This is a genomic window from Methylocystis sp. (assembly GCF_051061225.1).
GTDB lineage: Bacteria > Pseudomonadota > Alphaproteobacteria > Rhizobiales > Beijerinckiaceae > Methylocystis.
In genome coordinates this window covers 17,819-38,734 of record NZ_JBPFEB010000031.1, presented here as the reverse complement: position 1 = coordinate 38,734, position 20,916 = coordinate 17,819, and the positions used below count along the sequence as shown (strand labels likewise).

The 20,916-nt window shown below is 61.1% G+C and carries 29 protein-coding genes; 2 read left to right on the top strand and 27 right to left on the bottom strand.

The genetic code is table 11. From position 1 onward, the window contains the following. The 13 genes from nifS to nifH form a co-directional block, all read right to left on the bottom strand. Positions 1-1,203, bottom strand: a complete 1,203-nt coding sequence (gene nifS, locus ACR652_RS07050) for a cysteine desulfurase NifS (protein WP_434505811.1) — start codon at positions 1,201-1,203, stop codon at positions 1-3. Between the two features lie 9 nt (positions 1,204-1,212). Continuing rightward, positions 1,213-2,193, bottom strand: a complete 981-nt coding sequence (nifU, locus tag ACR652_RS07045) for a Fe-S cluster assembly protein NifU (protein WP_434505936.1) — start codon at positions 2,191-2,193, stop codon at positions 1,213-1,215. 16 nt (positions 2,194-2,209) lie between these two features. Further along, the gene (locus tag ACR652_RS07040) at positions 2,210-2,530 is read right to left on the bottom strand and encodes a HesB/IscA family protein (protein WP_434505810.1); all 321 of its coding nucleotides are present in this window, start codon (positions 2,528-2,530) and stop codon (positions 2,210-2,212) included. 160 nt (positions 2,531-2,690) lie between these two features. Next, the gene (locus ACR652_RS07035; RefSeq protein WP_434505809.1) at positions 2,691-3,350 is read right to left on the bottom strand and encodes a nitrogen fixation protein NifQ; all 660 of its coding nucleotides are present in this window, start codon (positions 3,348-3,350) and stop codon (positions 2,691-2,693) included. A gap of 6 nt (positions 3,351-3,356) precedes the next feature. After that, positions 3,357-3,674: a ferredoxin III, nif-specific gene (gene fdxB, locus ACR652_RS07030; protein WP_434505808.1), complete on the bottom strand. Its 318-nt coding sequence runs from the start codon at positions 3,672-3,674 to the stop codon at positions 3,357-3,359. After that, positions 3,674-3,874 carry a CCE_0567 family metalloprotein gene (locus ACR652_RS07025; RefSeq protein WP_434505807.1) on the bottom strand — a complete coding sequence of 67 codons (201 nt, stop codon included), beginning with the start codon at positions 3,872-3,874 and terminating at the stop codon, positions 3,674-3,676. The genes fdxB and ACR652_RS07025 overlap by 1 nt, the downstream gene beginning before the upstream one ends. Positions 3,875-3,887: 13 nt before the next feature. After that, the gene (locus tag ACR652_RS07020; RefSeq protein WP_434505806.1) at positions 3,888-4,355 is read right to left on the bottom strand and encodes a NifX-associated nitrogen fixation protein; all 468 of its coding nucleotides are present in this window, start codon (positions 4,353-4,355) and stop codon (positions 3,888-3,890) included. Further along, positions 4,348-4,758 (bottom strand): nitrogen fixation protein NifX, encoded by a 411-nt coding sequence (gene nifX / locus ACR652_RS07015; protein ID WP_434505805.1) that lies wholly within the window; start codon positions 4,756-4,758, stop codon positions 4,348-4,350. The genes ACR652_RS07020 and nifX overlap by 8 nt, the downstream gene beginning before the upstream one ends. A 16-nt stretch (positions 4,759-4,774) precedes the next feature. After that, positions 4,775-6,166 carry a nitrogenase iron-molybdenum cofactor biosynthesis protein NifN gene (gene nifN / locus ACR652_RS07010; protein ID WP_434505804.1) on the bottom strand — a complete coding sequence of 464 codons (1,392 nt, stop codon included), beginning with the start codon at positions 6,164-6,166 and terminating at the stop codon, positions 4,775-4,777. A gap of 7 nt (positions 6,167-6,173) precedes the next feature. Continuing rightward, entirely contained in the window at positions 6,174-7,841 is a 1,668-nt protein-coding gene (nifE, locus tag ACR652_RS07005; protein ID WP_434505803.1) for a nitrogenase iron-molybdenum cofactor biosynthesis protein NifE, read from the bottom strand. Between the two features lie 86 nt (positions 7,842-7,927). After that, on the bottom strand, positions 7,928-9,487 hold the full coding sequence (gene nifK, locus ACR652_RS07000) for a nitrogenase molybdenum-iron protein subunit beta (protein WP_434505802.1): 1,560 nt from the start codon (positions 9,485-9,487) through the stop codon (positions 7,928-7,930). A gap of 72 nt (positions 9,488-9,559) precedes the next feature. Beyond that, complete coding sequence (gene nifD / locus ACR652_RS06995) at positions 9,560-11,026, bottom strand: nitrogenase molybdenum-iron protein alpha chain (RefSeq protein ID WP_434505801.1); 1,467 nt, start codon at positions 11,024-11,026, stop codon at positions 9,560-9,562. 63 nt (positions 11,027-11,089) lie between these two features. Then, entirely contained in the window at positions 11,090-11,971 is an 882-nt protein-coding gene (nifH, locus tag ACR652_RS06990; RefSeq protein ID WP_434505800.1) for a nitrogenase iron protein, read from the bottom strand. Positions 11,972-12,311: 340 nt separating this feature from the next. Between nifH and ACR652_RS06985 the strand changes: the two genes are divergently transcribed. Both ACR652_RS06985 and ACR652_RS06980 read left to right on the top strand, forming a co-directional pair. Then, positions 12,312-12,761, top strand: a complete 450-nt coding sequence (locus tag ACR652_RS06985; RefSeq protein WP_434505799.1) for a response regulator — start codon at positions 12,312-12,314, stop codon at positions 12,759-12,761. A gap of 15 nt (positions 12,762-12,776) precedes the next feature. Continuing rightward, positions 12,777-13,190, top strand: coding sequence for a group III truncated hemoglobin (locus ACR652_RS06980; RefSeq protein WP_434505798.1), 414 nt, complete (start codon positions 12,777-12,779; stop codon positions 13,188-13,190). 61 nt (positions 13,191-13,251) lie between these two features. On the opposite strand, the gene ACR652_RS06975 is transcribed toward ACR652_RS06980, so the two are convergent. The 14 genes from ACR652_RS06975 to nifB are packed head-to-tail and all read right to left on the bottom strand — an operon-like array spanning position 13,252 to position 20,776. After that, positions 13,252-13,584, bottom strand: a complete 333-nt coding sequence (locus ACR652_RS06975) for a (2Fe-2S) ferredoxin domain-containing protein (RefSeq protein ID WP_434505797.1) — start codon at positions 13,582-13,584, stop codon at positions 13,252-13,254. A gap of 16 nt (positions 13,585-13,600) precedes the next feature. Continuing rightward, positions 13,601-14,485, bottom strand: a complete 885-nt coding sequence (locus ACR652_RS06970) for an SIR2 family NAD-dependent protein deacylase (RefSeq protein ID WP_434505796.1) — start codon at positions 14,483-14,485, stop codon at positions 13,601-13,603. Positions 14,486-14,519: 34 nt separating this feature from the next. Then, on the bottom strand, positions 14,520-14,732 hold the full coding sequence (locus ACR652_RS06965) for a hypothetical protein (protein ID WP_434505795.1): 213 nt from the start codon (positions 14,730-14,732) through the stop codon (positions 14,520-14,522). Positions 14,733-14,751: 19 nt separating this feature from the next. Then, on the bottom strand, positions 14,752-15,057 hold the full coding sequence (locus tag ACR652_RS06960; protein WP_434505794.1) for a 2Fe-2S iron-sulfur cluster-binding protein: 306 nt from the start codon (positions 15,055-15,057) through the stop codon (positions 14,752-14,754). A 36-nt stretch (positions 15,058-15,093) separates the two neighbouring features. Beyond that, complete coding sequence (locus tag ACR652_RS06955) at positions 15,094-16,245, bottom strand: DegT/DnrJ/EryC1/StrS family aminotransferase (RefSeq protein ID WP_434505793.1); 1,152 nt, start codon at positions 16,243-16,245, stop codon at positions 15,094-15,096. Further along, the gene (locus ACR652_RS06950; RefSeq protein ID WP_434505792.1) at positions 16,242-16,514 is read right to left on the bottom strand and encodes a hypothetical protein; all 273 of its coding nucleotides are present in this window, start codon (positions 16,512-16,514) and stop codon (positions 16,242-16,244) included. Before ACR652_RS06950 ends, ACR652_RS06955 begins: the two co-directional genes overlap by 4 nt. Continuing rightward, positions 16,511-16,720, bottom strand: a complete 210-nt coding sequence (gene nifT / locus ACR652_RS06945; protein ID WP_434505935.1) for a putative nitrogen fixation protein NifT — start codon at positions 16,718-16,720, stop codon at positions 16,511-16,513. Before nifT ends, ACR652_RS06950 begins: the two co-directional genes overlap by 4 nt. A 5-nt stretch (positions 16,721-16,725) precedes the next feature. After that, positions 16,726-16,998 (bottom strand): nitrogen fixation protein NifZ, encoded by a 273-nt coding sequence (locus ACR652_RS06940; RefSeq protein WP_434505791.1) that lies wholly within the window; start codon positions 16,996-16,998, stop codon positions 16,726-16,728. Continuing rightward, complete coding sequence (locus ACR652_RS06935; protein WP_434505790.1) at positions 16,995-17,291, bottom strand: nitrogen fixation protein NifZ; 297 nt, start codon at positions 17,289-17,291, stop codon at positions 16,995-16,997. The genes ACR652_RS06940 and ACR652_RS06935 overlap by 4 nt, the downstream gene beginning before the upstream one ends. Beyond that, positions 17,288-18,088 carry a 4Fe4S-binding leucine-rich repeat protein gene (locus ACR652_RS06930; RefSeq protein WP_434505789.1) on the bottom strand — a complete coding sequence of 267 codons (801 nt, stop codon included), beginning with the start codon at positions 18,086-18,088 and terminating at the stop codon, positions 17,288-17,290. The genes ACR652_RS06935 and ACR652_RS06930 overlap by 4 nt, the downstream gene beginning before the upstream one ends. Next, complete coding sequence (locus ACR652_RS06925; RefSeq protein ID WP_434505788.1) at positions 18,078-18,614, bottom strand: hypothetical protein; 537 nt, start codon at positions 18,612-18,614, stop codon at positions 18,078-18,080. Before ACR652_RS06925 ends, ACR652_RS06930 begins: the two co-directional genes overlap by 11 nt. Before the next feature lie 10 nt (positions 18,615-18,624). Next, entirely contained in the window at positions 18,625-18,966 is a 342-nt protein-coding gene (locus ACR652_RS06920; protein ID WP_434505787.1) for a HesB/IscA family protein, read from the bottom strand. Beyond that, positions 18,967-19,191: a 4Fe-4S dicluster domain-containing protein gene (locus ACR652_RS06915; protein WP_434505786.1), complete on the bottom strand. Its 225-nt coding sequence runs from the start codon at positions 19,189-19,191 to the stop codon at positions 18,967-18,969. Positions 19,192-19,213: 22 nt separating this feature from the next. Beyond that, positions 19,214-20,776, bottom strand: coding sequence for a nitrogenase cofactor biosynthesis protein NifB (nifB, locus tag ACR652_RS06910; protein ID WP_434505785.1), 1,563 nt, complete (start codon positions 20,774-20,776; stop codon positions 19,214-19,216). Between the last annotated feature and the right edge of the window lie 140 nt (positions 20,777-20,916).

Below are 20,916 nucleotides of genomic sequence, written 5' to 3'. Positions count from 1 at the left end.
TCACGCATAGACGGGTTTGAAGGCGTTCGGTCCCTTGTTCGCGCCAGCCCAGAAGGGCGACAATTCGCGAAGATTCTCGAGAATTTTCGGGAGCGCCTCGATCACCTGATCGACGTCCGCCGGCACATTGTCGCGCGAGAAGGAGAAGCGGATGGAGCCATGCGCCGCCGTGAAGGGAACGTTCATCGCCCGCATCACGTGAGAGGGCTCCAGCGATCCGGAGGTGCAGGCGGAGCCAGATGAGGCCGCGATGCCCTGCCGCGTGAGATGCAGCAGGATGGCTTCGCCCTCCACATATTCAAAGGCGATATTGGAGGTGTTGGGGAGTCGTTCGCGGACGTCTCCGTTCACGAAGCAATTCGGCACGCGTTGCAGAATGGCGCTTTCAAGGCGATCGCGCAGCTCCTTCACCTGTGTCTGCTCGTCCGCCATATGAGCGATGGCGAGTTCGGCCGCCTTGCCGAGACCGATGATGCCGGGCGTGTTCTCTGTGCCGGCGCGCCGCCCGCGCTCCTGATGCCCGCCGCGCAGCAGAGGCTTGAATCGCGCGCCGCGCTTGACATAAAGCGCGCCAATCCCCTTGGGCGCATGCAGCTTGTGGCCGGAAAGCGACAGCATGTCGATGGCGCCGCCCTTCAGGCAGATCGGCACCTTGCCGACGGCCTGCACGGCGTCGGTGTGAAAGAGCGCGCCAACCTCCTTCGCCAGCTCGGCGAGCGCCTCGACTGGGAAGATGGTTCCCGTCTCGTTGTTCGCCCACATGAAGGTCACGAGCGCAACCTTGTCGGAAAGGGCGGCGCGATAGGCTTCGAGATCGAGGCGGCCGAGGGAGTCGACGCCAATATAGTGAACCTTGGCGCGGCCAGATTTTTCCAGATGCTGGCAGAGAGCCAGCACAGCAGGGTGTTCGACCGCGCTGGTGATGATTTCATTGCGGCCCGGCATCGCCTCCAGAGCCGAAAGAATCGCCGTATTGTCCGCTTCCGTGCCGCTCGCCGTATAGATGATCTCGTGATCATGCTCCGCGCCGAGCAGCTGCTGGAGCTGCTGACGCGCCTTCTTCACGGACGCGCCGACGCTCGCGCCGAAGGAGTGGATCGACGACGGATTTCCGAACTGCTCCGTGAAGAACGGCAGCATGGCGTCGACGACGAGGGGATCGACACGTGTCGTCGCATTATTGTCGAGATAGACAGGACGCATGGCCGTTCCTCAATGCACGTGGGATTTGACGGGAATGACGCGGATCGGCACGCCGAGTTTGGCGATCAGCCGCTCCTGAATGCCGGAGACGGTCACACTCGCCATCTGACAACCCGTGCAGGCGCCGGTGAGGCTGACGAGAACATTCGAGCCGTCGACGTCGATGAGTTCGCAGTCGCCGCCATCCTTGCGGAGATAGGGGCGCAGCTCTTCGATCGCTTCTTCGATCAGCCGCATCTTCTTCAGGTTGGTGAGGCCGGCGGAAGGCGGCGGCAAGGGCGAGGCCGGCGCCAGCGGCGACGTCGGCGGCGCTGCGTCCCGTTCGCCTTCCTTCCTGGCTTTTGCCTTCGCCTTGATTTCGGCCGCGTCGGCGACGCCAAGACGATAGGCTTCGTGCTCGGCGAGAATGCCTTCCGCGACGAGCTCCCCATTGACCCTGGCGAGCACATCCTCGAGCTTGTCAAAGCAGGTCAGACAGCCGCCGCCGGCCTTGGTGTAATCCGTGACCTGTTCAATCGAGGTGAGTTTGTTCATGCGGATCGCGCGTTCGATCATACCCTCATCGACCCCGAAACATTTGCAGATCAGCGCGCCTTCTTCGTGATCGTCGTGCCACTCCTCGCCACGAAAATTGGCGATGGCGGCCTGGAGCGCCTCGTAGCCCATGACCGAGCAATGCATCTTCTCGGGCGGGAGTCCGCCCAGAAAGTCCGCGATATCCTGATTGGTGAGGGTGATCGCTTCCTGAAGCGTCTTGCCGATGATCAGTTCGGTCAGCGCGGAGGAGGAGGCGATCGCGGAGCCGCAGCCAAACGTCTGGAATTTCGCCTCCTGAATGACTTCCGTCTCTGGATCGACCTTGAGCATCAACTTCAGCGCGTCTCCGCAGGAGATGGCGCCGACTTCGCCGACGGCGTTCGCCTCGCCAAGGACGCCTGCGTTCTTCGGATTAAAGAAATAGTCCTTGACCTTGTCGGAGTAGTCCCACATCGCCGCCTCCACGTGCTCAGCCAAAAGATTTTCCGCAGGAACAACTGGATTTGGCTTGCGGATTGTCGAAAGTGAATCCCGAGCCCTCGAGCCCGATGACGAAGTCGATGCGCGTTCCATCGAGATAGGCGAGGGACCCCTCCTCGACGTAAATCCTGACGCCGTCATTGTCGAAGACGTGGTCATTGGGGTCGACTTCGTTGACGAGGCCCATCATGTATTTCAGGCCGGCGCAACCACCGGCCTCCACCATGATGCGCAGTCCCTCGACGTCCTGACCCGCCCCGGCGATCGCCGTTCGCACCGCAGTCACCGCGCTATCCGTTAGCTGGATCATGTCGACAGCTCCCTGGTTGAAATGTCTCTGGATCATGAAAAGCAACCGCTGTGCCAGCAGGAAAGTGACAGCAAACCAAGGGTTTCGGGAGAGGCGGCATGTCTGTAATGCTTCATTGTCGCAGAACCGACAAAGGCCGTTTCCGACGTGGCGGCGTGGCCTAGCGACGGGAGAGACGCGCAAGGGCGCTCTCGCCGTCCTCTTGCCCGAAGCAAGCGTCGAAGTCGCCGCATTCCCGACAGGTCGGCGCCGCGCAGAGCGAAAATCCCTCAAGTTCGCACAGCTGACGGTAGAAGAATTTCTTCCACTTCATATTATCGACGTTCGCTGCGGCGAGCGCCGGGAACCATCTCGCCATCAGGCGCGTGAGTTCGCTGCGATCAAGCAGGCCGATGTCCTGCCAAAGGTGGCTGGGCGACATGGCGCGGCGGACGACGATCGACGTGATCCAGCTGCAGAGCGGGGAGGTGTCCGTACGATGCCGCGTGAGCAGTTCGTGCAACTGCTCTTCCTCTTCGTCCCGCACGATCGTCGCAGCTTGCCCATCGACGTCGAAGAGATCCCTGGCGGCGGGAATCCATTGCCGTGTCAGGACGTCGAGGGTGGCGCGATCAAGCCCGACAGCGGCGGCGACGTCGACGCCATGCGTGCGCGTTTCCATCAGCGCCATGGTCAGCGCACAGGCGAGGATATGTGCGGTGAAGGGGTCTGCGCGCGCCAGATTTGTTGGCCGCGAAACAATCTTGTCATAAATTTCCTGCGGCGAGGGCGCGGTCGGCGCGCCCCCTCTCTGCTCGTGCTTGGGCGCGAGCGTCAGCATGCGCCGCTAGGCCGCAACCTGATCTGCCGGCACGTGCGTCTGGCAGTTCTTCGGGCAGACCCTTGCACAGGCGTTGCAGCCGATGCAGGCGCCCGCGTGCTCCACCTTCATGATCTTGCGGTTGAGATCGCCATCGAAATCGTCGTCATCGTCCTCGGTGACGATGCCCAGAATCTCACCTTCGTCATTGACGCCGTAAAGCGCCATCACCCCCTGAGGGCAGACCTTGAAGCATCGACCGCAGCCGATGCAGGTCTCGCCGTTGATGTCGGTGAGATAGAGGGGCGTATAGGGCGAACCGTCGCGCGTCTTGAAGTCACTCATCACGCAGCCTCGAGTTCTTTGAGCCGCTTGCGCGCCGCTTCCAGCGCCGCATAGGCGTCGTAGGTTTCCTGAGCGACAGTGAGAACCGTCGTCCAGTTGGTTGGCAGCTCCTCGGAGAGGTCGTGCAGGTTCATCTTCATATTCATGGCCTTGGCCGACATCTTCTTGATCTCGGCTTTCAGCTCTTCGACGCTGCTCATCGTCACGCCTCCGTCAGTAACGGGCTACATCGGGGAATTTTTCGATCATCTCCACGCCGGCGTCGACGAGCTTCGATCCTTCCGCGGCGAGCTTCTCCAGCGAGTCGAATCCAAAGCGATGCACGTCGCGCAGATGCTTGTTCACGACGATCAGCCGACCGGTCGTCAGGATCAAGCGACCGAAGCCTTCATGGCTCATCTTCATCATCGGCTGCACCATGCATCCGGTCCGGCGCTCGATCGCAAGACCGACTGCATTGTAGAAAAGCTCCAGTCGCCAGAGAATCTCGGGATCAGGGTCGCCGATGATGGGAATTTCGCGCCGCTGCTCCTTCGTCACGATGTAAGGATCGAGGAGGCTCACATCGGCCTTCCTTTCCCAGGTCCCATGCGTGTCCTGGGCGCGCCAGACCTTGATCAGCTCCTTGATGAAGAGGCTCTCTTCGGGCTTCTGGTCAACTTCCGCGACAATGTCAGACATTCTCGGCCTCCTCCTCGAAATCGAAGGAGCGCTCGCCGCTCTTCGACAGAATTTTGCGCAGCCACGGGGGCGGAGCGCCTCTGAGCACGGTTTGCAGCTTGTCGAGAAGATCGGTGATTTTCTCTGGCTGCGGCACTTTCATCGGATGAATGTTTTGCGCGACGACGCGCGCGGCGCCGGAGCCGCCAATCGCGGCAACGTAGAGAATCGCGCAATCCTTGATGGCTTCGAGCTTGGGCTGAAGCTTGTCCTCATTGCCGTCCTCCTGGAGATCGCCGGCGAAGGCGACCGACTCCAGGAAGGAATAGGATTCGGGCGTGAGGTCATAGATGGCGATATTCTTCGCCCAGCCAAAATGGGCGTCGACTCTTTCGAGGTCCTGGGTGGCGAATGCGACTTTCATGACGCCTCCTGTGCCGTCAGTGTGCGTTCGTAAGCGGAGTATCCGTGGCCGTCGCAAGCGCCGTGCCGTCCTGGCCAGCGTCTGCGCTTCGCCATGTCTCTGGCGTCGGCTCCGGAATGCGGTCGATGAACATATTGCCCATTCGGAAGATGAGATCGCGCGTGCCGCGGTAGCCCACCGAAAGGTCATGGGCGGCGCCGATGCGGTCGAACATCGGCAAGCCCATGCGGTAGAGCGGGATTTGCAGACGTTCTGACGCCTGCCGGCCGTGGGAATGCGTGATCAGCAGATCGCATCCCGTGGCGCGCGCCTCCAGATCTTCGAGGTCGCCGATCAGGACCTCCTCCGTCATGATTTTCTCGAGCAAGGGCGACTGCGTCGTCGTGACGGCCGTAACGATTTCGGCGCCCATTTCCGTCAGCCATTGGCTGATAGAGAACAAAAGGTCCGGTTCGGCGCCAATGGCGATGCGTTTGCCGCCAAAATGGAAGTGTCCATCGAGCATCGCGTCCACCAGCTGCCCCCGTTGGCGACGATATTTCGCGGGAACCGGCCGCCCGCTGAGGCGCGACAGCAGGGCGACAAATTCGTCATTCGGCGCGAGGCCGGTGAGACGCTCGAAAAGTTCGAACGGCACGCCGGCGCGCCGTTCCAGTTCCGTGGCGGCGGCGCGCATCTGCTCGCCAATGGCGATGGTGAAGGCGGCGCCGCCCATGGCGGCGATCTCTTCCTTCGTCACGCCGCCGAGGGTCGTCGGCGTGAAGTCTTCCGGAATGTGGCCGTCGAGCGACCCGGACAGATCCGGCAGGAATGTCGGCTCCAGCCCAAAGGATTCGATAATGTCCCTGAGTTCGTCGATATCACCCGGCGTCAGATGACAGCCCGCGAGAATGTTGATTTTCTGCGGCGCGCGCCGGGAGGCGACAGACCCAGGCACGAAACTCTGGATGAGCCTGGTGACGGTCTTGCCGAAGCCGTCCTGAAACGCGTCCTTGAAGTCCGGTGTCGAGACATAGACAATTCCCAGATCGTCGAGCTCAGGATGCCTTCTACGCACAAGCTGGAGATAGCCGTCGACGTCGTCTCCCTTGGTCTCGGTCACGCCGGTTGAGCAAATGCCGATGACGGAGGGCCTGGCGCGCTTGACGATATTGAGAATGGCCTGCTCGATATTCTCCAGCCCGCCAAGGATGGTCGCCACCTCATTCATCGCCGTTGTTTGCAGCGGGATCGCTTCCTTGAAGTGTCGAACGAAGAGCACGAGGCCGAAGGAGGTGCAGCCTTGCGAGCCATGCAGAACGGGCATGCAGCCGGAGACGCCCATGAAGGCGAGGGCGCCTCCGATCGGCTGACTCATCTTGAGCGGATTGACCGTACAGGCCTTCTTTGAGACTGTGACGCGCGCCATGTCCGCCTCACGCCGCTTGGGGCGCGGCGACCGCGCGCGCTTTCGTCGACGCCTCCAGAATCGCGGCGATGCGATCCTGACAACCGCCACAGCCCGTCCCCGCGCTTGTCGCTTTCCCGACAGCGGCGACGCTGTCCGCGCCATGTTGGATCGCGTCCTCAATTGCGCCAACCGTGACGAGGTTGCAGGAGCACACATTCTTGTCGCGACGCGCCGCTTCGGCGGCGACGGGATCAGCCGCGAGAGCGGCCGCCTCCGCGGCAATCGCTTCGGCCGCGCGATCCTCCCAGCTCTTCTCGTCCCACGGCGCCGGGCGGCGGACCTGCTCCCAGACGGGATTATGCAGCGCCTTGTCGATCTCATGCACGAGATCGACCATGCCTTCGTAACCCGCGTAGGCGTGATGACGCTCCTGGTTGATGTCGAGCCACGGCATCTTCGCCTTGAGCGCGATGAACTGAGAACGGCCGCCGGACAGCATGATGTCCGCGCGCGCTTCCTTCAACATCTTGTACATCTCGCGGGGAGTCATGTCGTCGATCATATGGGCGTCCTGCCCCATGAGCTCCTTGATCTTTTCCTTGTCTTCCTTTGTCGACTTCTTGACGCTGGTGCCAACGATGTCGAGACCGGCTTCCTGCAATGCGGCGACGACAGACCAGCTTTTCACGCCGCCAGTGATGAGCAGTACACGCTTCCCCTCAAGACGCTCGCGATAGGGCGCGATACGCGCCCAGGCTCTCGCTTCCTCACGCGCAATGAGCGCTTCCGTTCGATCCATGAGTTCCGCGGGCGCGCCACGCTCGATCAGCAGGCGCGCGATTTCGCGCAGGCTGTCGCTCATATCTCCGATGCCGTAGAAGGAGCCCTCGAAGAATGGGATATCGTAGCGTTCCTCCATCTTGCGGGCCACATTGATCATGGCCTTCGAACAGACCATCATCGCGGCGCGCGCGCGGTGGGAGGAGGCGACTTCGTGATATTTGGCGTCGCCGGAGATGCAGGCCAGAATGCGGACGCCGAGCTCGTCGAGCAGGGGTTTGACCTGCCAGAGTTCTCCGGCGAGATTATATTCGCCGATGATGTTGATGTCGTACGGGGTCGTATACTCCGGCTCCTGCGTCCCGATCACGTGATCGAGAATCGCCTCGCCGGCAAGCTTGTTTCCGAGATTCTTGGGTCCAACGAAGCCGGGGGAGATCACCGGGATCACAGGCTTGCTGAATTTCGCCGCCGCCGCCTTGCAGACCGCTTCGATATCGTCTCCGGTCATCGCGGGAACGCAGGTCTGATAGACGAAGACCGCGGGCGGATCGTATTTGTCGATGATTTCCTTGATCGATCTGTACAGTCTCTTCTCGCCCCCGAACACGATGTCATTTTCACTGATGTCGGTCGTGAAGCCCGTGCGGTAAAGGGAGGAGGCAGACGTCTTGGCCCCGCGATTGTCCCAGCTATTGCCTTCGCACGCGATCGGACCATGAACGAGATGGGCGACGTCGGTGATGGGCTGGAGAGCGATCTTGGCGCCATCGAAAGCGCAGCCGCCGGCAGCGGCGCCGGGGGCGAGCTGCTTGGTGCAGCCCTTCTTGCGATCCTTTTCGGTTTTGTTCTGGTTCTTGCCGCAGCCCGGCTCGTTGAAGACCTCCTGAATTTTCTCCGAGAGCGTCGACATGGCGGGCCTCCAGTGTGGTTCGAGTGGTCTTGCTGCTCACTCATGCATACGCCGGGCCAATGACGGCCCGGCGCGGACGTTCGTCGTCAGCGGATGATGTCGAAGGAGTAATCCGACTTGGCCACGACATTGGTGTTGCGGTCGATATCCTCGAAGATGGCGTCGAGAATCCAGACCAGAACATTCATGGAGCCCTGATAGCCCCAAACCGGATAGCGATGCTTGTGGTGGCGATCGAAGATCGGGAAGCCGATGCGAATGAGCGGCGTGCCCGTGTCGCGATCCAGATACTTCCCGTAAGTGTTGCCGATCAGGTAGTCGACCGGCTCAGTGAAGAGCAGCGACCGCATGTGCCAGAGATCCTTGCCGGGGTAGACCTTGCAGTCCTTGCCGAAGGGCGAGGACTCGAGCAGCTTCCGCACCTTTTCCGCCCAGGCTTTGCCGCCGTTGGTGGCGAGGATATGAACCGGCTCGGCGCCGAGTTCGAGCAGGAACGCCGCGAGACCGAGGCAGAGATCCGGATCGCCGTAAATCGCGAACTTCTTGCCATGGATGTGCGCTGAAGAATCGGCGATCGCATCGACGAGACGGCCGCGTTCCTTCGTCAGCTCCTCGGAAATCGGCTTTCCGGTCAGGCGCGAGATTTCCATCAGGAACTTATCGGTCGCCGCGACGCCGACCGGGTGGTTCAGGGCGACAACCTCCTGGCCCTTTGTCGCGATGTAGGGCAGCGTCTTTTCGGTGCAGAACTCCTGCATCGAGATCGTCGCTTTGGCATGGAGCGCCGCCGCCACGTCTTCGAGCTTGGTGCCGCCGTCGTACATGCGGAACTCGCCGTCAGTGGGCGTATCCCACACATCGCTGTTGTCGCCGAGGATTGTGTATTCGACGCCCATCGACTCGAAGATGCGCTTGACTTCCCGCAGATTGCCGACGGTGTAGCCGTCGAAGCCGCCCAGGAAGTTGATCCTCTCGCCGGGCTCGCGCTTCAGCGCCTCCGTGGTGCCGGCCTTGCCGTCCCAGAAGTGCTCGAGCACGCCCTTGATGACATTGTCGTAGCCGGTGATATGGCTGCCGACGAAGGCCGGGGTGTGCGCAAAGGGAACATCGAATTCCTGCGGAACCGAGCCCTTTTCCTTCGCCGTCTTGATGAAGGCGTTCAGATCGTCGCCGATGACTTCCGCCATGCAGGTTGTCGAGACGGAGATCATCTTCGGCTTGTACATGTTGTATGTATTCGCCAGGCCGTCGATCATGTTGTTGAGGCCGCCGAACACCGCCGCGTCTTCGGTCATCGAGGAGGAGACGCAGGAGGTCGGCTCCTTGAAGTGACGGGAGAAATGCGAGCGGTAATAAGCGACGCAGCCCTGCGACCCATGGACGAAGGGGATCGTGCTCTCGAAGCCGACGGCGGCGAATACCGCGCCGAGCGGCTGGCAGGCTTTCGCCGGATTGACGGTCAGAGATTCGCGCGCGAAGTTCTTTTCCTTGTATTCTTCGGTCTTGGTCCATTCACGAACGCGCTCAAGCTCCTGATCCGCGATCGGGTTTTCGAAGTTCTTCTTCTTGTTCTCAAACATCTCCTTGTATTCCGGCTGGCGGAACAGATTGAAGTGGTCGAGAACGTTGTCAGCATTCTGTGGCATGGCTATTCCTCATGTCTTCCGCGAGCCGGTCTCGCCTCAGGGGGATGAGGCGAGACGTTTCTCGTTACAGGATCAGGCCGCCCAGGGGGCCTTGGCCATCTTCCAGACAGGCGCATTGATCGCCATGTCCATGTCGCGCGCGAAGATCGCGAACCCGTCGTATCCGTGGTACGGACCGGAGTAGTCCCAGCTATGCATCTGCCGGAAAGGAACGCCCATCTTCTGGAAGACGTATTTTTCCTTGATGCCCGAGCCGACGAGATCGGGCTGGATCTTTTCGACGAATTTTTCGAATTCGTAGCCGGTGACGTCGTCGTAGATCAGCGTGCCGTCCTTCACGTAGTGGGTCGTGCGCTGATAATCGTCATTGTGGGCGAACTCATAGCCCGTGCCGACAACCTCCATGCCAAGATCTTCGTAGGCGCCAATCACATGGCGCGGACGCAGACCGCCGACGTAGAGCATGACCTTCTTGCCTTCGAGGCGCGGACGATACTTTGCGATGACCGCATCCATCAGCGGGCGATATTTCGCGATGACGCGCTCTGCGCCTTCCTTGATCTTGTCGTCGAAGTGCGAGGCGATCTTGCGCAGCGACTCTTCGATCTTTGAAGGGCCGAAGAAATTGTACTCGCACCACGGAATGCCGTATTTTTCTTCCATGTGGCGGGAGATGTAGTTCATTGAGCGATAGCAGTGCAGAACGTTCAGCTTCGCCTTCGGGGTTGCTTCGAGCTCGGCGATGGTGCCGTCGCCGGACCACTGGGCCACAACACGCAGTCCCATCTCCTCGAGCAGAATGCGCGAAGACCAGGCGTCACCGCCGATATTGTAGTCACCGATGATTGCAACGTCATAGGGCGTCGACTCGAAACGCGCGGGCTTGCCCTCCGTCTTGTCGAAGACCCAGTCGCGGATGGCGTCATTGGCGATATGGTGTCCCAGTGACTGCGACACGCCGCGGAAGCCCTCGCAGCGCACGGGGACAATCGTCTTGCCCTCGTATTCCTTCGACTTCGACTTCGAGACTGCTTCGATGTCGTCGCCGATGAGGCCGATTGGGCACTCCGACTGGACAGAGATGCCCTTGTTCAGGGGGAAGAGAACCTGAATTTCGTCGATGATCTGGGCGAGCTTCTTGTCGCCGCCGAACACGATGTCCTTTTCCTGGAAATCGGATGTGAACTGCATCGTGCCGAATGTGTCGACGCCGGTGGTGCCGATGTAATAATTGCGACGCGAGGCCCACGAATATTGGCCGCAACCGACCGGTCCATGCGAGATGTGAATCATGTCCTTGATCGGACCCCACACCACGCCCTTCGACCCGGCGTAGGCGCAGCCACGAATGGTCATGACGCCGGGGATCGACTTGATGTTGGATTTCACGCCGCAATCGGGCTTGCCGTCCTCGAAGTTGCCGAGGTGCTTTGCGCGACGCTTGGCGGTCTTCTCGGGATAGGCCTTGAGAACTTCCTGAATGAGGTCCTTATTGCGGGCCTTGATCTCTTCAATTGTTTCAGCTGGCGCCACACTCATGACGGAGGCCTTTCATGTCTGATTGTAGGCCCGGCTCCCTGAGGAGCCGGGCGGTTGTCGAACTTACGCGACGGAAAGCTCCGCAGCGGTCTTGCCAACCTCGGTTTCGTCCACCGCCTTCATGATCCCGTGCTCCATGAGCAGGTCCTCGAGCTCGTCCATGGTGATCGGCGAGGGGATCGTGCCATTGCCGGCGTTGGCATCTACGCGCTTGGCGAGCTCGCGATAGTGAGCGGCCTGGGCAGATTCCGGCGCGTATTCAATCACCGTCATGCGGCGCAGTTCCGCGTGCTGAACGATATTGTCGCGCGGGACGAAGTAGACGAGCTTGGAGCCAAGCTTCTTGGCGAGAGACTCGGCGAGCTCCAGTTCCTTGTCGGTCTGACGCTCATTGCAGACCAGCCCGCCCAAGCGCACGCCGCCGGAGTTCGCGTATTTCAAAATCCCCTTCGAGATGTTGTTGGCCGCATACATGGCCATCATCTCGCCCGACATGACGATGTAGATTTCCTGAGCCTTATTCTCGCGGATGGGCATGGCGAAGCCGCCGCAGACAACGTCGCCGAGAACGTCATAGGAGACATAATCGACGCCTTCATATGCGCCATTTTCCTCAAGGAAGTTGATCGAGGTAATGACGCCGCGACCGGCGCAGCCAACGCCCGGCTCCGGACCGCCGGACTCGACGCAGCGAATGTCGCGATAACCGACCTTCATCACGTCTTCGATTTCGAGGTCCTCAACCGAACCGGCCTCGGCCGCGAGCGACAGGATGGTGTCCTGCGCCTTGGCGTGGAGGATCAGACGGGTCGAGTCGGCCTTGGGGTCGCAGCCCACGATGAGGATCTTCTTGCCCATCTCGGCAAGCGCCGCGAGGGTGTTCTGGGAGGTCGTCGATTTACCGATGCCACCCTTGCCGTAGAAAGCGATCTGTCGAAGCGACATTGCATTCTCCTGGATTGGACCGTTAGAAGTTTCGGCGCACGCGACACGCAGGCCGAACTGGTTTTCACTTGCGACGAGGCGCGGGCGACCGGGCGTTTCCCTTAGAGCTTGCGCCGGCTGCCAAAAGCCTTGCGAGCCCTATTGCGCAAAGGGCGTGCCAAATCCGGAAATCTGCTAAAAAGCGCGATAAAACAGCGCGGTACGGCGCAAGCCGGGCGGCTCCTGGCGCGTGTGTCAAAGCAGACAGTCGTGTTCGCAACCGAACTGAATGCGCGCCTGATCGCTTCCCTTCCGCGCGACGGCATGTCGTTTGCTTCGAAGGCCTTGTGAGAATATCGGCGTGAGGTTGGAGATGCAGATTGGCGTGGAGATGTCGAAGGCGCTCGAAAACAAGCGTGTGTTCATCGTCGACGAGGACGAGATCATACGCGCCGCGCTTCAATTCATGCTGCATGACGAGTATGAGGCGCATGAGGTCGCGGGGATCGGCGTCGCCTTCGAAAAGGCAAAGGCGCAGCCGCCGGATCTGATCCTCATATCAGAGGCAATTGTGAAGGACGATGGTGTCGATCTGATCGAGAGCCTGAGGCAGAAAATACCCAGCGCCAGAATCCTGGTCGTGATCGACGCCGGCGACTCACTCTTCGGCAAGGAGTGCGTTGGGGCCGGCGCCCATGGCTATCTGGCGAAGCCGTTGAAGATCGAATTTGTGCGTCAGAAGGTGGATGCGGCGCTCGGCCGTGGCGCCGGCGGAGTGATGATCCCGCTCACTGTGCTCACCATGCGATGAAGAGTGGAGGACGCTATGCAGGTTCAGGCAAGACAGACGGAGACCGATGCGGCGGAGGCGGCCATTCATGCCTGCGTCCGGCGCTTTTATGAACTGGGTGAGGCCGACGCCCTTCTCGGCCCGATCTTCAACGCCGCGATCACAGACCTGGAACATCATATGGAGATCGTCGCCGATTTCTGGTCCCACGCGCTTCTCGGCGCGACGCGCTATCAGGGGACGCCTTTCGCAGTGCATGTTCAACTGCCAATCGAACCCGCGCATTTCGGACGCTGGCTCGAGCTCTTCACGGCGGCCGCAAAAGAGACAATGCCGGAAGCGTTGTCGACCGCCGCGATCGCTCGCGCCGAACATATGACAGAATGCTTCCAGTCGGGCCTTTTCCCATTCAAGGACAAGGACGGCCGGCCCTCACGCACGCCGGCCTGAATGGGGACGTGAAAAGCCGCCGAGGCGCCGGCGGCTTTCCTTTTTTCAGCTTCTCCTGAGATCAGAGCTGCGGAACGATGATGAGGCGTTCGACAGCTTTGCCATCTATGAAATGCGACTGGAAAATCTCGTCGATGTCGGCCTCCGTCCGCGGCGTATACCAGACGCCCTCGGGATAGACGACCATCAGCGGTCCCGCTCTGCAAAAGCCGAGACACCCCGTCGCCGTCACAGCGATGTCCGGATTGGGTTGTGCGTTGAGTTTCGCCTGAAGGCGCTCCCACAGGGGCTTGGCGCCCGACCCCATGCAACTGCCGCGAGGATGCCCGGGCGGGCGCTGCTGGAAGCAAGTGAACACATGGTATTTGAAGACTGTCGGAAGATCCTCGATCATGCCTGCGCTTTCAAGGTCAAGCCGCCACGGCGGCGAGGTCGGATTGCGCCAGCGAGGCGGCGAACTCCGCGAGATTGGCGTCGATGCGTGTGATATTCTGCTCACGAAGGAATTTTTCTTCGTTGCGCGTCAGCTCGCCCTCGATGACGGCCCAATGGGCGTCCGAAGAGCGCTTCATGATCTGGCGGGCGAAGCTCCGTTCGAGCTGGTTCGTGAAACGGCAGCCGAGGAAGAGGAAGCTGCGCCCCTTGCGGATGGAATGCACGGTGTCGGGAATCGGCGTCTGAATGTCGATTTCCGTCAGAACCTCGACATAGTCGGAGTCGGACACGATGAAATTGGACGCTGGCCAGACGGAGCCGAGCGGCTGGTAGATGAGTCTGCGCCATGCGAACGTCTCTTCGGGCGCTTCGGCCGGCGCCTTGGCGCCTGAGCCGTCGCGAAGGAAAGCTCTCGCCGGCGCCACGGAGCCATCAGGCCGGATCCAGTTCACCCAGTCGCCGAAATGTTCGCTTTGGGTCACGCCCTGCACCACGCCCCAGTCGCTTTGTCCTTCAAAGGCCTTGATCAGCAGGTCATCGTACCAGGCTTGAACGATCAGCCGCGTCTGCGGCTGGGCGGCAAGCCACTGATGGAGAGGAGTGGGTTCGCAACTCTGGCCGAACGCCTTCGCCATGAGACAGGTGAGCGTCTTGCGATGCTTGAAGTTCTCGATATATTGCGCCGCCGCTGTCAGATTGTTGCGAATCTTGTGCGGCACGGTCGCGCCGGCGACAAGTTCAGCGACGAGCGCCTCGGGCCTCGACGGGGGAGCTGCGTCCCCCGCCAGACCCGTTACGCCGGGGCCGAGATATGGCACGACGTCGCCTCGACGAAAGGCCGTCAGAATTTCACCGATCATGATGTGATCCTTTCGCCAGGCATCGGACGTTCCTTCACTGCAACACGGCGGACTTCAGCGCGTTGATCTCGTCGGCGGAGAGCCGGAACACGCCGCGTCCGCCCGTCAGCGCCTGGAAAGCGTTGCCCGCCTTTTCGGACAGTTTCGTAAACCATTGCTGCGGGGTCAGAGCACTGGGGCGCTCGCTGATTTCCTGAACCGTGCCGTCATTGTTGAAGCGGACATGAATCAGAACATTGTCAGTCATGTTTGTCTCCTTTGTCTTGTCAAAAGCCGGAGTCGAAGCCGAGCAATTCGACAGTTACATTTTCGGCGCCGAGAAGCGCCTGACAGGCGAGTCGTGATTTCGATCCGACGCCGACCATGGCGTCGAGCTTCTCGTTCTCGGTTCGCGTTGTCTTCGAGAGAGACTTCTTTCCTTCCTGAACGAAGACATGACACTGTCCGCACTTCGCCTCGCCGCCGCATTTGCTGACGATCGCTTCGCCGGCGGAGAGGATCGCGTCGAGCAGGCGGCTCCCGGCGGACGCTTCGACAGTTTTTCCGGAAGGAAGAATGGTCACAGTTGGCATGAGAGTGCTCCTTTTGATGTCATGGCGTCTCCGCCGTTAGAGATAAATGGCCGTTCCCGCGCCGATGTTGATCGATGCGTCCTTCATTGTGCCAACGATGAACGCGACCTGTTCTTCGGTGAGATGAGCGTGGAACGGAAGAGCGACAGCGCGCTCGGCGACTTTTTCCGTCACGAAGAGATCGCCGCGACGGTAGCCGAGATCGAAATAGTAGCGCTGGAGATGCAGCGGGTTGGCGTAGCCGCAGGCCCCGAGCTTCTCCTGTCGGAGATCCTCGACAATCGCGTCACGGCTCGATCGCGTGAAGCGCGTTCCAAGGTGCACCACATAGAGGAACCAGTGGCATTGCTCGACGTCTGGCGCGATATAGGGGTCCTTGATGCCCTCGAAAGAGCGCACATATTCCAGGAACCAGCGCTCGACGCGCTTTCGCCGCGCCAGCAGCAGTTCGATGCGGCGCAATTGGGAGAGGCCGAGGGCTGCCGCCATGTCGCTGAGCCCGGCTTGCAGCGGCGGCCAACCGCCGAGCACAACGGAGGAGCGCTCATCGATCTTCCGGCTTCGAAGACGCCGCAGCGTGGCGGCGGTGTCGTCGCTGTCGGTGACAATCATGCCGCCTTCACCGCAGATCAGCGCGCCCGGTTGGGAGAAATCGAACAGGGAGCAATCGCCGAAGGAGCCAACGAGTTTGCCCTGATAGACCGAGCCGATCGCTTCGGTCGAATCCTCGATCAAGGCGACGTTTGCTTCCGCGGCGAGAGCGCGAAACGCCGCCCATGGGGCAGGGTGGCCGTTGGTGTTGGAGGCGACGATCGCGCGCGTCTTCTCCGTCAGCGCCTTTCGCGCCTTTTCTGGGTCGAGTGTGCCGGCCCAATAGTCAATATCGGCGAAAACAGGACGGGCGCCGGCGAGCGCGATGGCGTGCGTCGCTTCGCGGAAGGAATAGGAGGACGTGACGACCTCGTCGCCCGGGCCAATTCCAAGCGCGCGGAGGATGAGCAGCATGCCAATGGTTCCGCTCGAAACGGCGATGGCATGCTTGCGGCCGGAGTAGCGTGCGAATTCCTCCTCGAAGGCGTCGACCACGGCGCCCATCGAGAGGCATTGCGACTGCATGATGTCCATGACGGCGTCAAGATCGGCCTGCGTCAGATCGGGATCATTGAGGGGCAGGAGCGTTGTCTTCATGAGACGCCTCCATTTGGCGCAATGGCGAGGCCCGTTGCGCAGGCAGGGTCTTGAGTGATCTTCCAGCAGTGATCGCGCCCATCGACGAGATAGAGGGAAAGCCTTTTATAGACGCGGAACGGCGTCTCGTCGCGCATGTCGATCTGGTCGCAACGCGTGACCAGGAGCCCCGGCGCAAGCTGGCGAATGGCGGCGACGGTCTGCGCGTCGGCGAGCGCCGTCGCGAGGGCGGCGTCGATTTGCGTGACCTGCGCAGGAGCGATGGTCATCTTTCCTCTCCGCCGATTTTCTTGGCTTCCACCGTGATCGGCAGGCTGGTGCCGGCGGCCATCGCGGGGAGCTGCAGCTTCCACCCATTTGCGAGCGTCACGGAGCCGCCCCACATTTCCGGGGTCTCTACGGCGACAATCGGCTCCTCGAGATCCTTTTTCGGAACATAGGCCGAGAGCACGCCTTCGGAATCTCTGCGGATCATGACTTTCACGTTGCGCCTCTTTCGTTGGCCGTTTCAAAAGCGGGTTGGATGGGTTCGATCTCTTCTTCGAAGCAGCCGACGACGAGCTGGGGCGAGAATTCGACGAGATAGATTGTCGTCTCCGATTCAACATGGGCGCCAACATTGACGATTTCGCCGATGTCGCCGTTCCTGACGAGAAGCTCGTCCTCGGCGCGATCCGGGTAGGAGCCGTCGTTCATGAGGTCGGTTGTCGCGCGCACGCGCATACCCCAGTCATATCGTGCCGGTCCGCTCATGAGTCCTCCTCCTCGCCAGCGAGTTCGATCGCCTCGAGTTCCTTGCGCTTCATGCCCACGCGATGGCCGGTGGACTCGAATTCGACGCCGTAGATGTAGAATTGCTGGAGAAAGGTGCCGATGTTGACGACATAGCCGACCTCGCCCTTGGTCACGAGGATTTCCCCGATGTCCTTTCCCGGGAAGGTGCCGTCGTTGCGGATGGTTCGACGTGCGCGGACTTTGTCTCCGTAATCGAAATAGGGTGGGCCATCCAGTTCGACGTGATCGCTGTCTCGGCTGATATTGGTCATGGATCGCTCCGGGTCTGGGCGAAGATGACGTTGGAAGGCGCTTGCTCGCCCGCGATGGCGAGACGCTCCGCCGCACATTCGCGGACCAGCGGATCGTCGTCATGAGCGAGTGAGGAGACGACCTTCGGATCCGCGCGTTGTGCGACCTCGTAACGGATGCGCCAGTCGGGATCGTTCGCCAACGCATTCAGGTCGCTGGGCTCCACGCGTTTGGCCGCTTCGAGGCGGACCACAGGGTCCTTGTCGCGGGCAAGACGCATGAGCGCCGCCTGGGCGATGCGGCTTGCCACGATGCGGCGGACGCCAGCGTCAGGGTCATTGATCATCAGCACCAGAAGGTCGCCGGGCAGGCGCTTCGCGACGGCCTGACGCACCGCGTAATCTTCGTCCGACATCATCGGAAGAAGGTCGGTGTTCTCCAGCCTTCCGGCGATGCGGATGCGCACTTCGCGGTGGGGATCGTCCCGCAACTTGAGAATATAGCGACGCGGCAGGCGGCGCGCCGCGCTCCAACGCACGGCTTCCTCGGGATCGCTCAGCAACGCAGGGAGGAGGAAAATCTCCGCGGCTTTGGCCGCGCAGGCGCGCACCTCGAAATACGGGTGCGTGACATAGGAGCCGGCGAGGTCCGGGTTCCAGTCGAAAAAGCGGTCGATGCGGCGCGCATATCGGTCGTGGACGCAGGCGCGCAAGGGCTTGCATCGGCCATCCGAAAGACGATCGCGATGGGCGCAGGTCGAGCAATCCACGGGCGCCCCGCGCCAGTCGATGGCTTCGTCAATGTCGTCACTCGACATCTTCGAGCCCCCTGCGCTCAAGCACGTCGCGCAAGACCCTGGCGCCGACCTTGTCGCTCGGATCGAGTTCGAGAAGCTTATCTATGGCGGCTGCGCTTTCTTCGAATGCGCCGAGGCGCATGCTCAGATAGGCGTAGCCCTTCAGAGAGAACATGAAGAAGCGTGCGCCAACGGCGTCGAAGTCGCCGAAGGGGGCGTCCGCCGGTCGTACCTCGCGCCAGTCGAGAGACAGCGAATTGTCGATGGCCGCGCGCGTGAGGCAAGTTCGTGCGACGGCGAGCGCGTCGGCGAGACGTCCCTTGTAGAAATAGAATCGGTAGAGGCCGATGAGCGTGGCCGGATGTGTCGGCGCGAGCAACCGCGCCTCCATCAGATAGTTGAGAGCGACATCGTCAACGTCATAGGCCATGGCGGCGGCGTGCAGCAGACGCGCGGCGTCCTCCGGGAGTCCCTCCCCGAGGATGGCGGCAGCCGAAAACTCCGGACCGCTCATCGCATCAGACTGCATCGCCGCGCCATAAACCATGTTTCACTCTTTAGTGTGTGCCCTCGAAGGCGGGGGTTTCGGTTGTCGAGCAACCACAGCTCTTCGCCTTCGGATCGATGAAGGCGAAGCCTGTGGAGGTCGCCGTCTCCTTGAAGTCGATGGTCACGCCGTCGAGAAGCATCCGGCTTTGCGCCGGCAGGAAGAGCTTGAACTGTCCGTGGGGATAGACCTGCTCGCCCTCTCCTGGCGCCGGCTCGACCGAGAATTCCGCCGACATTCCCGAGCAGCCGCCCGGAGACACCAACAGACGCTGGCCGTATCCCGGGCCGCCATCGAACATGACGAGGCGGCGGATGAATTTCTCGGCGGCGGGGGTGAAGTCGATTTTCATTCAGGCGCTCGGCTGGTAGCGGGGATAGGAGGCATCGATCACGCAGGTGTTGTCGACGGGGCAGACCGCGACACATTGCGGCACATCGAAATGGCCGATGCATTCGGTGCATTTCTTGGGGTTGATGACGAAGGTCCCGTTCTTTTCAGATATGGCGACATTCGGGCATTCCGCCTCGCAGGCCGAGCACGACGTGCATTGAGAGGCGACAATCTTGTAGGCCATGTTTTCAGCTCCTTTGCTGGCGTTAGGCGTTCACGGGGACGAAGGCGCCCTGGCGGATGTCGGCGTCTCCGCGCGTGACATGGACAATCTCGCCGCTCTTCACTCTGGCGAGGTAATCCTTGAAGTAGGCGATCGCCGACTGTTCGATGAACTCGTAGGCGTATTGATCCACCGGATCGATTCCCGCCTTGATGAGATCGTCCTTCGGGCAGTGGCCAATCTTTGCGACGAACACCGCCGTGCAGTCATTGATGGCGCGCACGACCGTTTCCAGCGCATCATCTTCGCCGTAGCCGCCCTGACAGTAGAGATCGACGCGGCGGTGGCCGACAAACTTTGCGCCACTGCTGGAGACTTCGTAGATCTGAAATTCGGTGGCGTGTCCGAAGTGTTCATTGATGCGGCCGCTGCCCTTGGTGGCGACGGCGACGAGGATCTTCAGATCGGCATTTTCGCCAGCGAGGTCTTCGAGCTCGGCGTTGCGCGCCGCAACTTTCGCCTGACGCTCTTCCTCGACTTTCTCCTGATAGGCCTGACGCGCCGACAGGTCGTAGTTCACGTCCATTTCCATGATCTTGTCGGTCGTGAACTCCGCGCTGCGATCTTCACCGAGCAGGCCGACGGCGTCGGCGCGGCATTGGCGGCAGTGCCGCATCATGTTCATCTCGCCCTCGCAACTGTCCTGCAGGGCCTTGAGTTCCTGCGCCGAGGGGCCGCGCTGTCCATTGAGGCCGAAGACCGTGCCGTGCTCGGGGGCGGAGATGAGAGGCATGATGTTGTGCAGGAAGGCGCCGCGCGACTTGACCTCTCTGTTGACCGTCACGAGGTGGTCGTCATTGACCCCAGGGATCATCACCGAATTCACCTTGCAGAGAATGCCGTTGGCGGTCAGCATCTCCAGGCCCTGCAATTGGCGGTCGGTGAGGATCTTGGCGGCCTCCTTGCCGGTGACGCGCTTGTGCTTCCAGAAGACCCAGGGGTAGATCTCCGCGCCAATGTCCGGATCCGTCATATTGATGGTGATGGTGACGTGATCGACGTTGAACTTCTTGATGGTCTCGACGTGGTCCGGAAGCGCGAGACCATTGGTCGACAAGCAGAGCTTGATGTCTGGCGCGGCCTCGGCGATCAGCTCGAAGGTCTTGAACGTCTTGCCGGGATTGGCGAGGGGGTCGCCCGGGCCGGCGATGCCGAGAACAGTCATCTGCGGAATGGCGGAGGCGACGGCGAGCACCTTCTTCGCGGCCTGTTCCGGGGTCAGCTTCTCGCTCACCACGCCGGGGCGCGATTCATTGGCGCAATCATATTTGCGATTACAGTAGTTGCACTGGATGTTGCACGCCGGCGCGACAGCGACGTGCATCCGCGCATAGTGATGATGCGCCTCCTCGCTGTAGCAGGGGTGGTTTTTGACCTTTTCCCAGATCTCGGCGGGCATGTCGCCCTCGCCGGCGCCCGAACCGCAGCTCGCCTTGCCGCTGCCGCCCGTCGTGCCGCAACCTTTGTGCTCGGCGATCTTTTGCATGATGTCATCGAGCGCGGCCGGCTCGGGCTCGTAGGCGTCGAAGGAATGAGAGTCGTCCATGCTGAACCTCACAGGCTTGAAGCGGGACCCCGCGAGAAGGGCGTCTGGAACAATTCCAAAGTTTGCCGGTGGCGTTGACCGTCGGTCCGCAACAAGCGTGCCATGGGTAAAAAGTTGCGCGAAGCTATTGTAAAAAATGG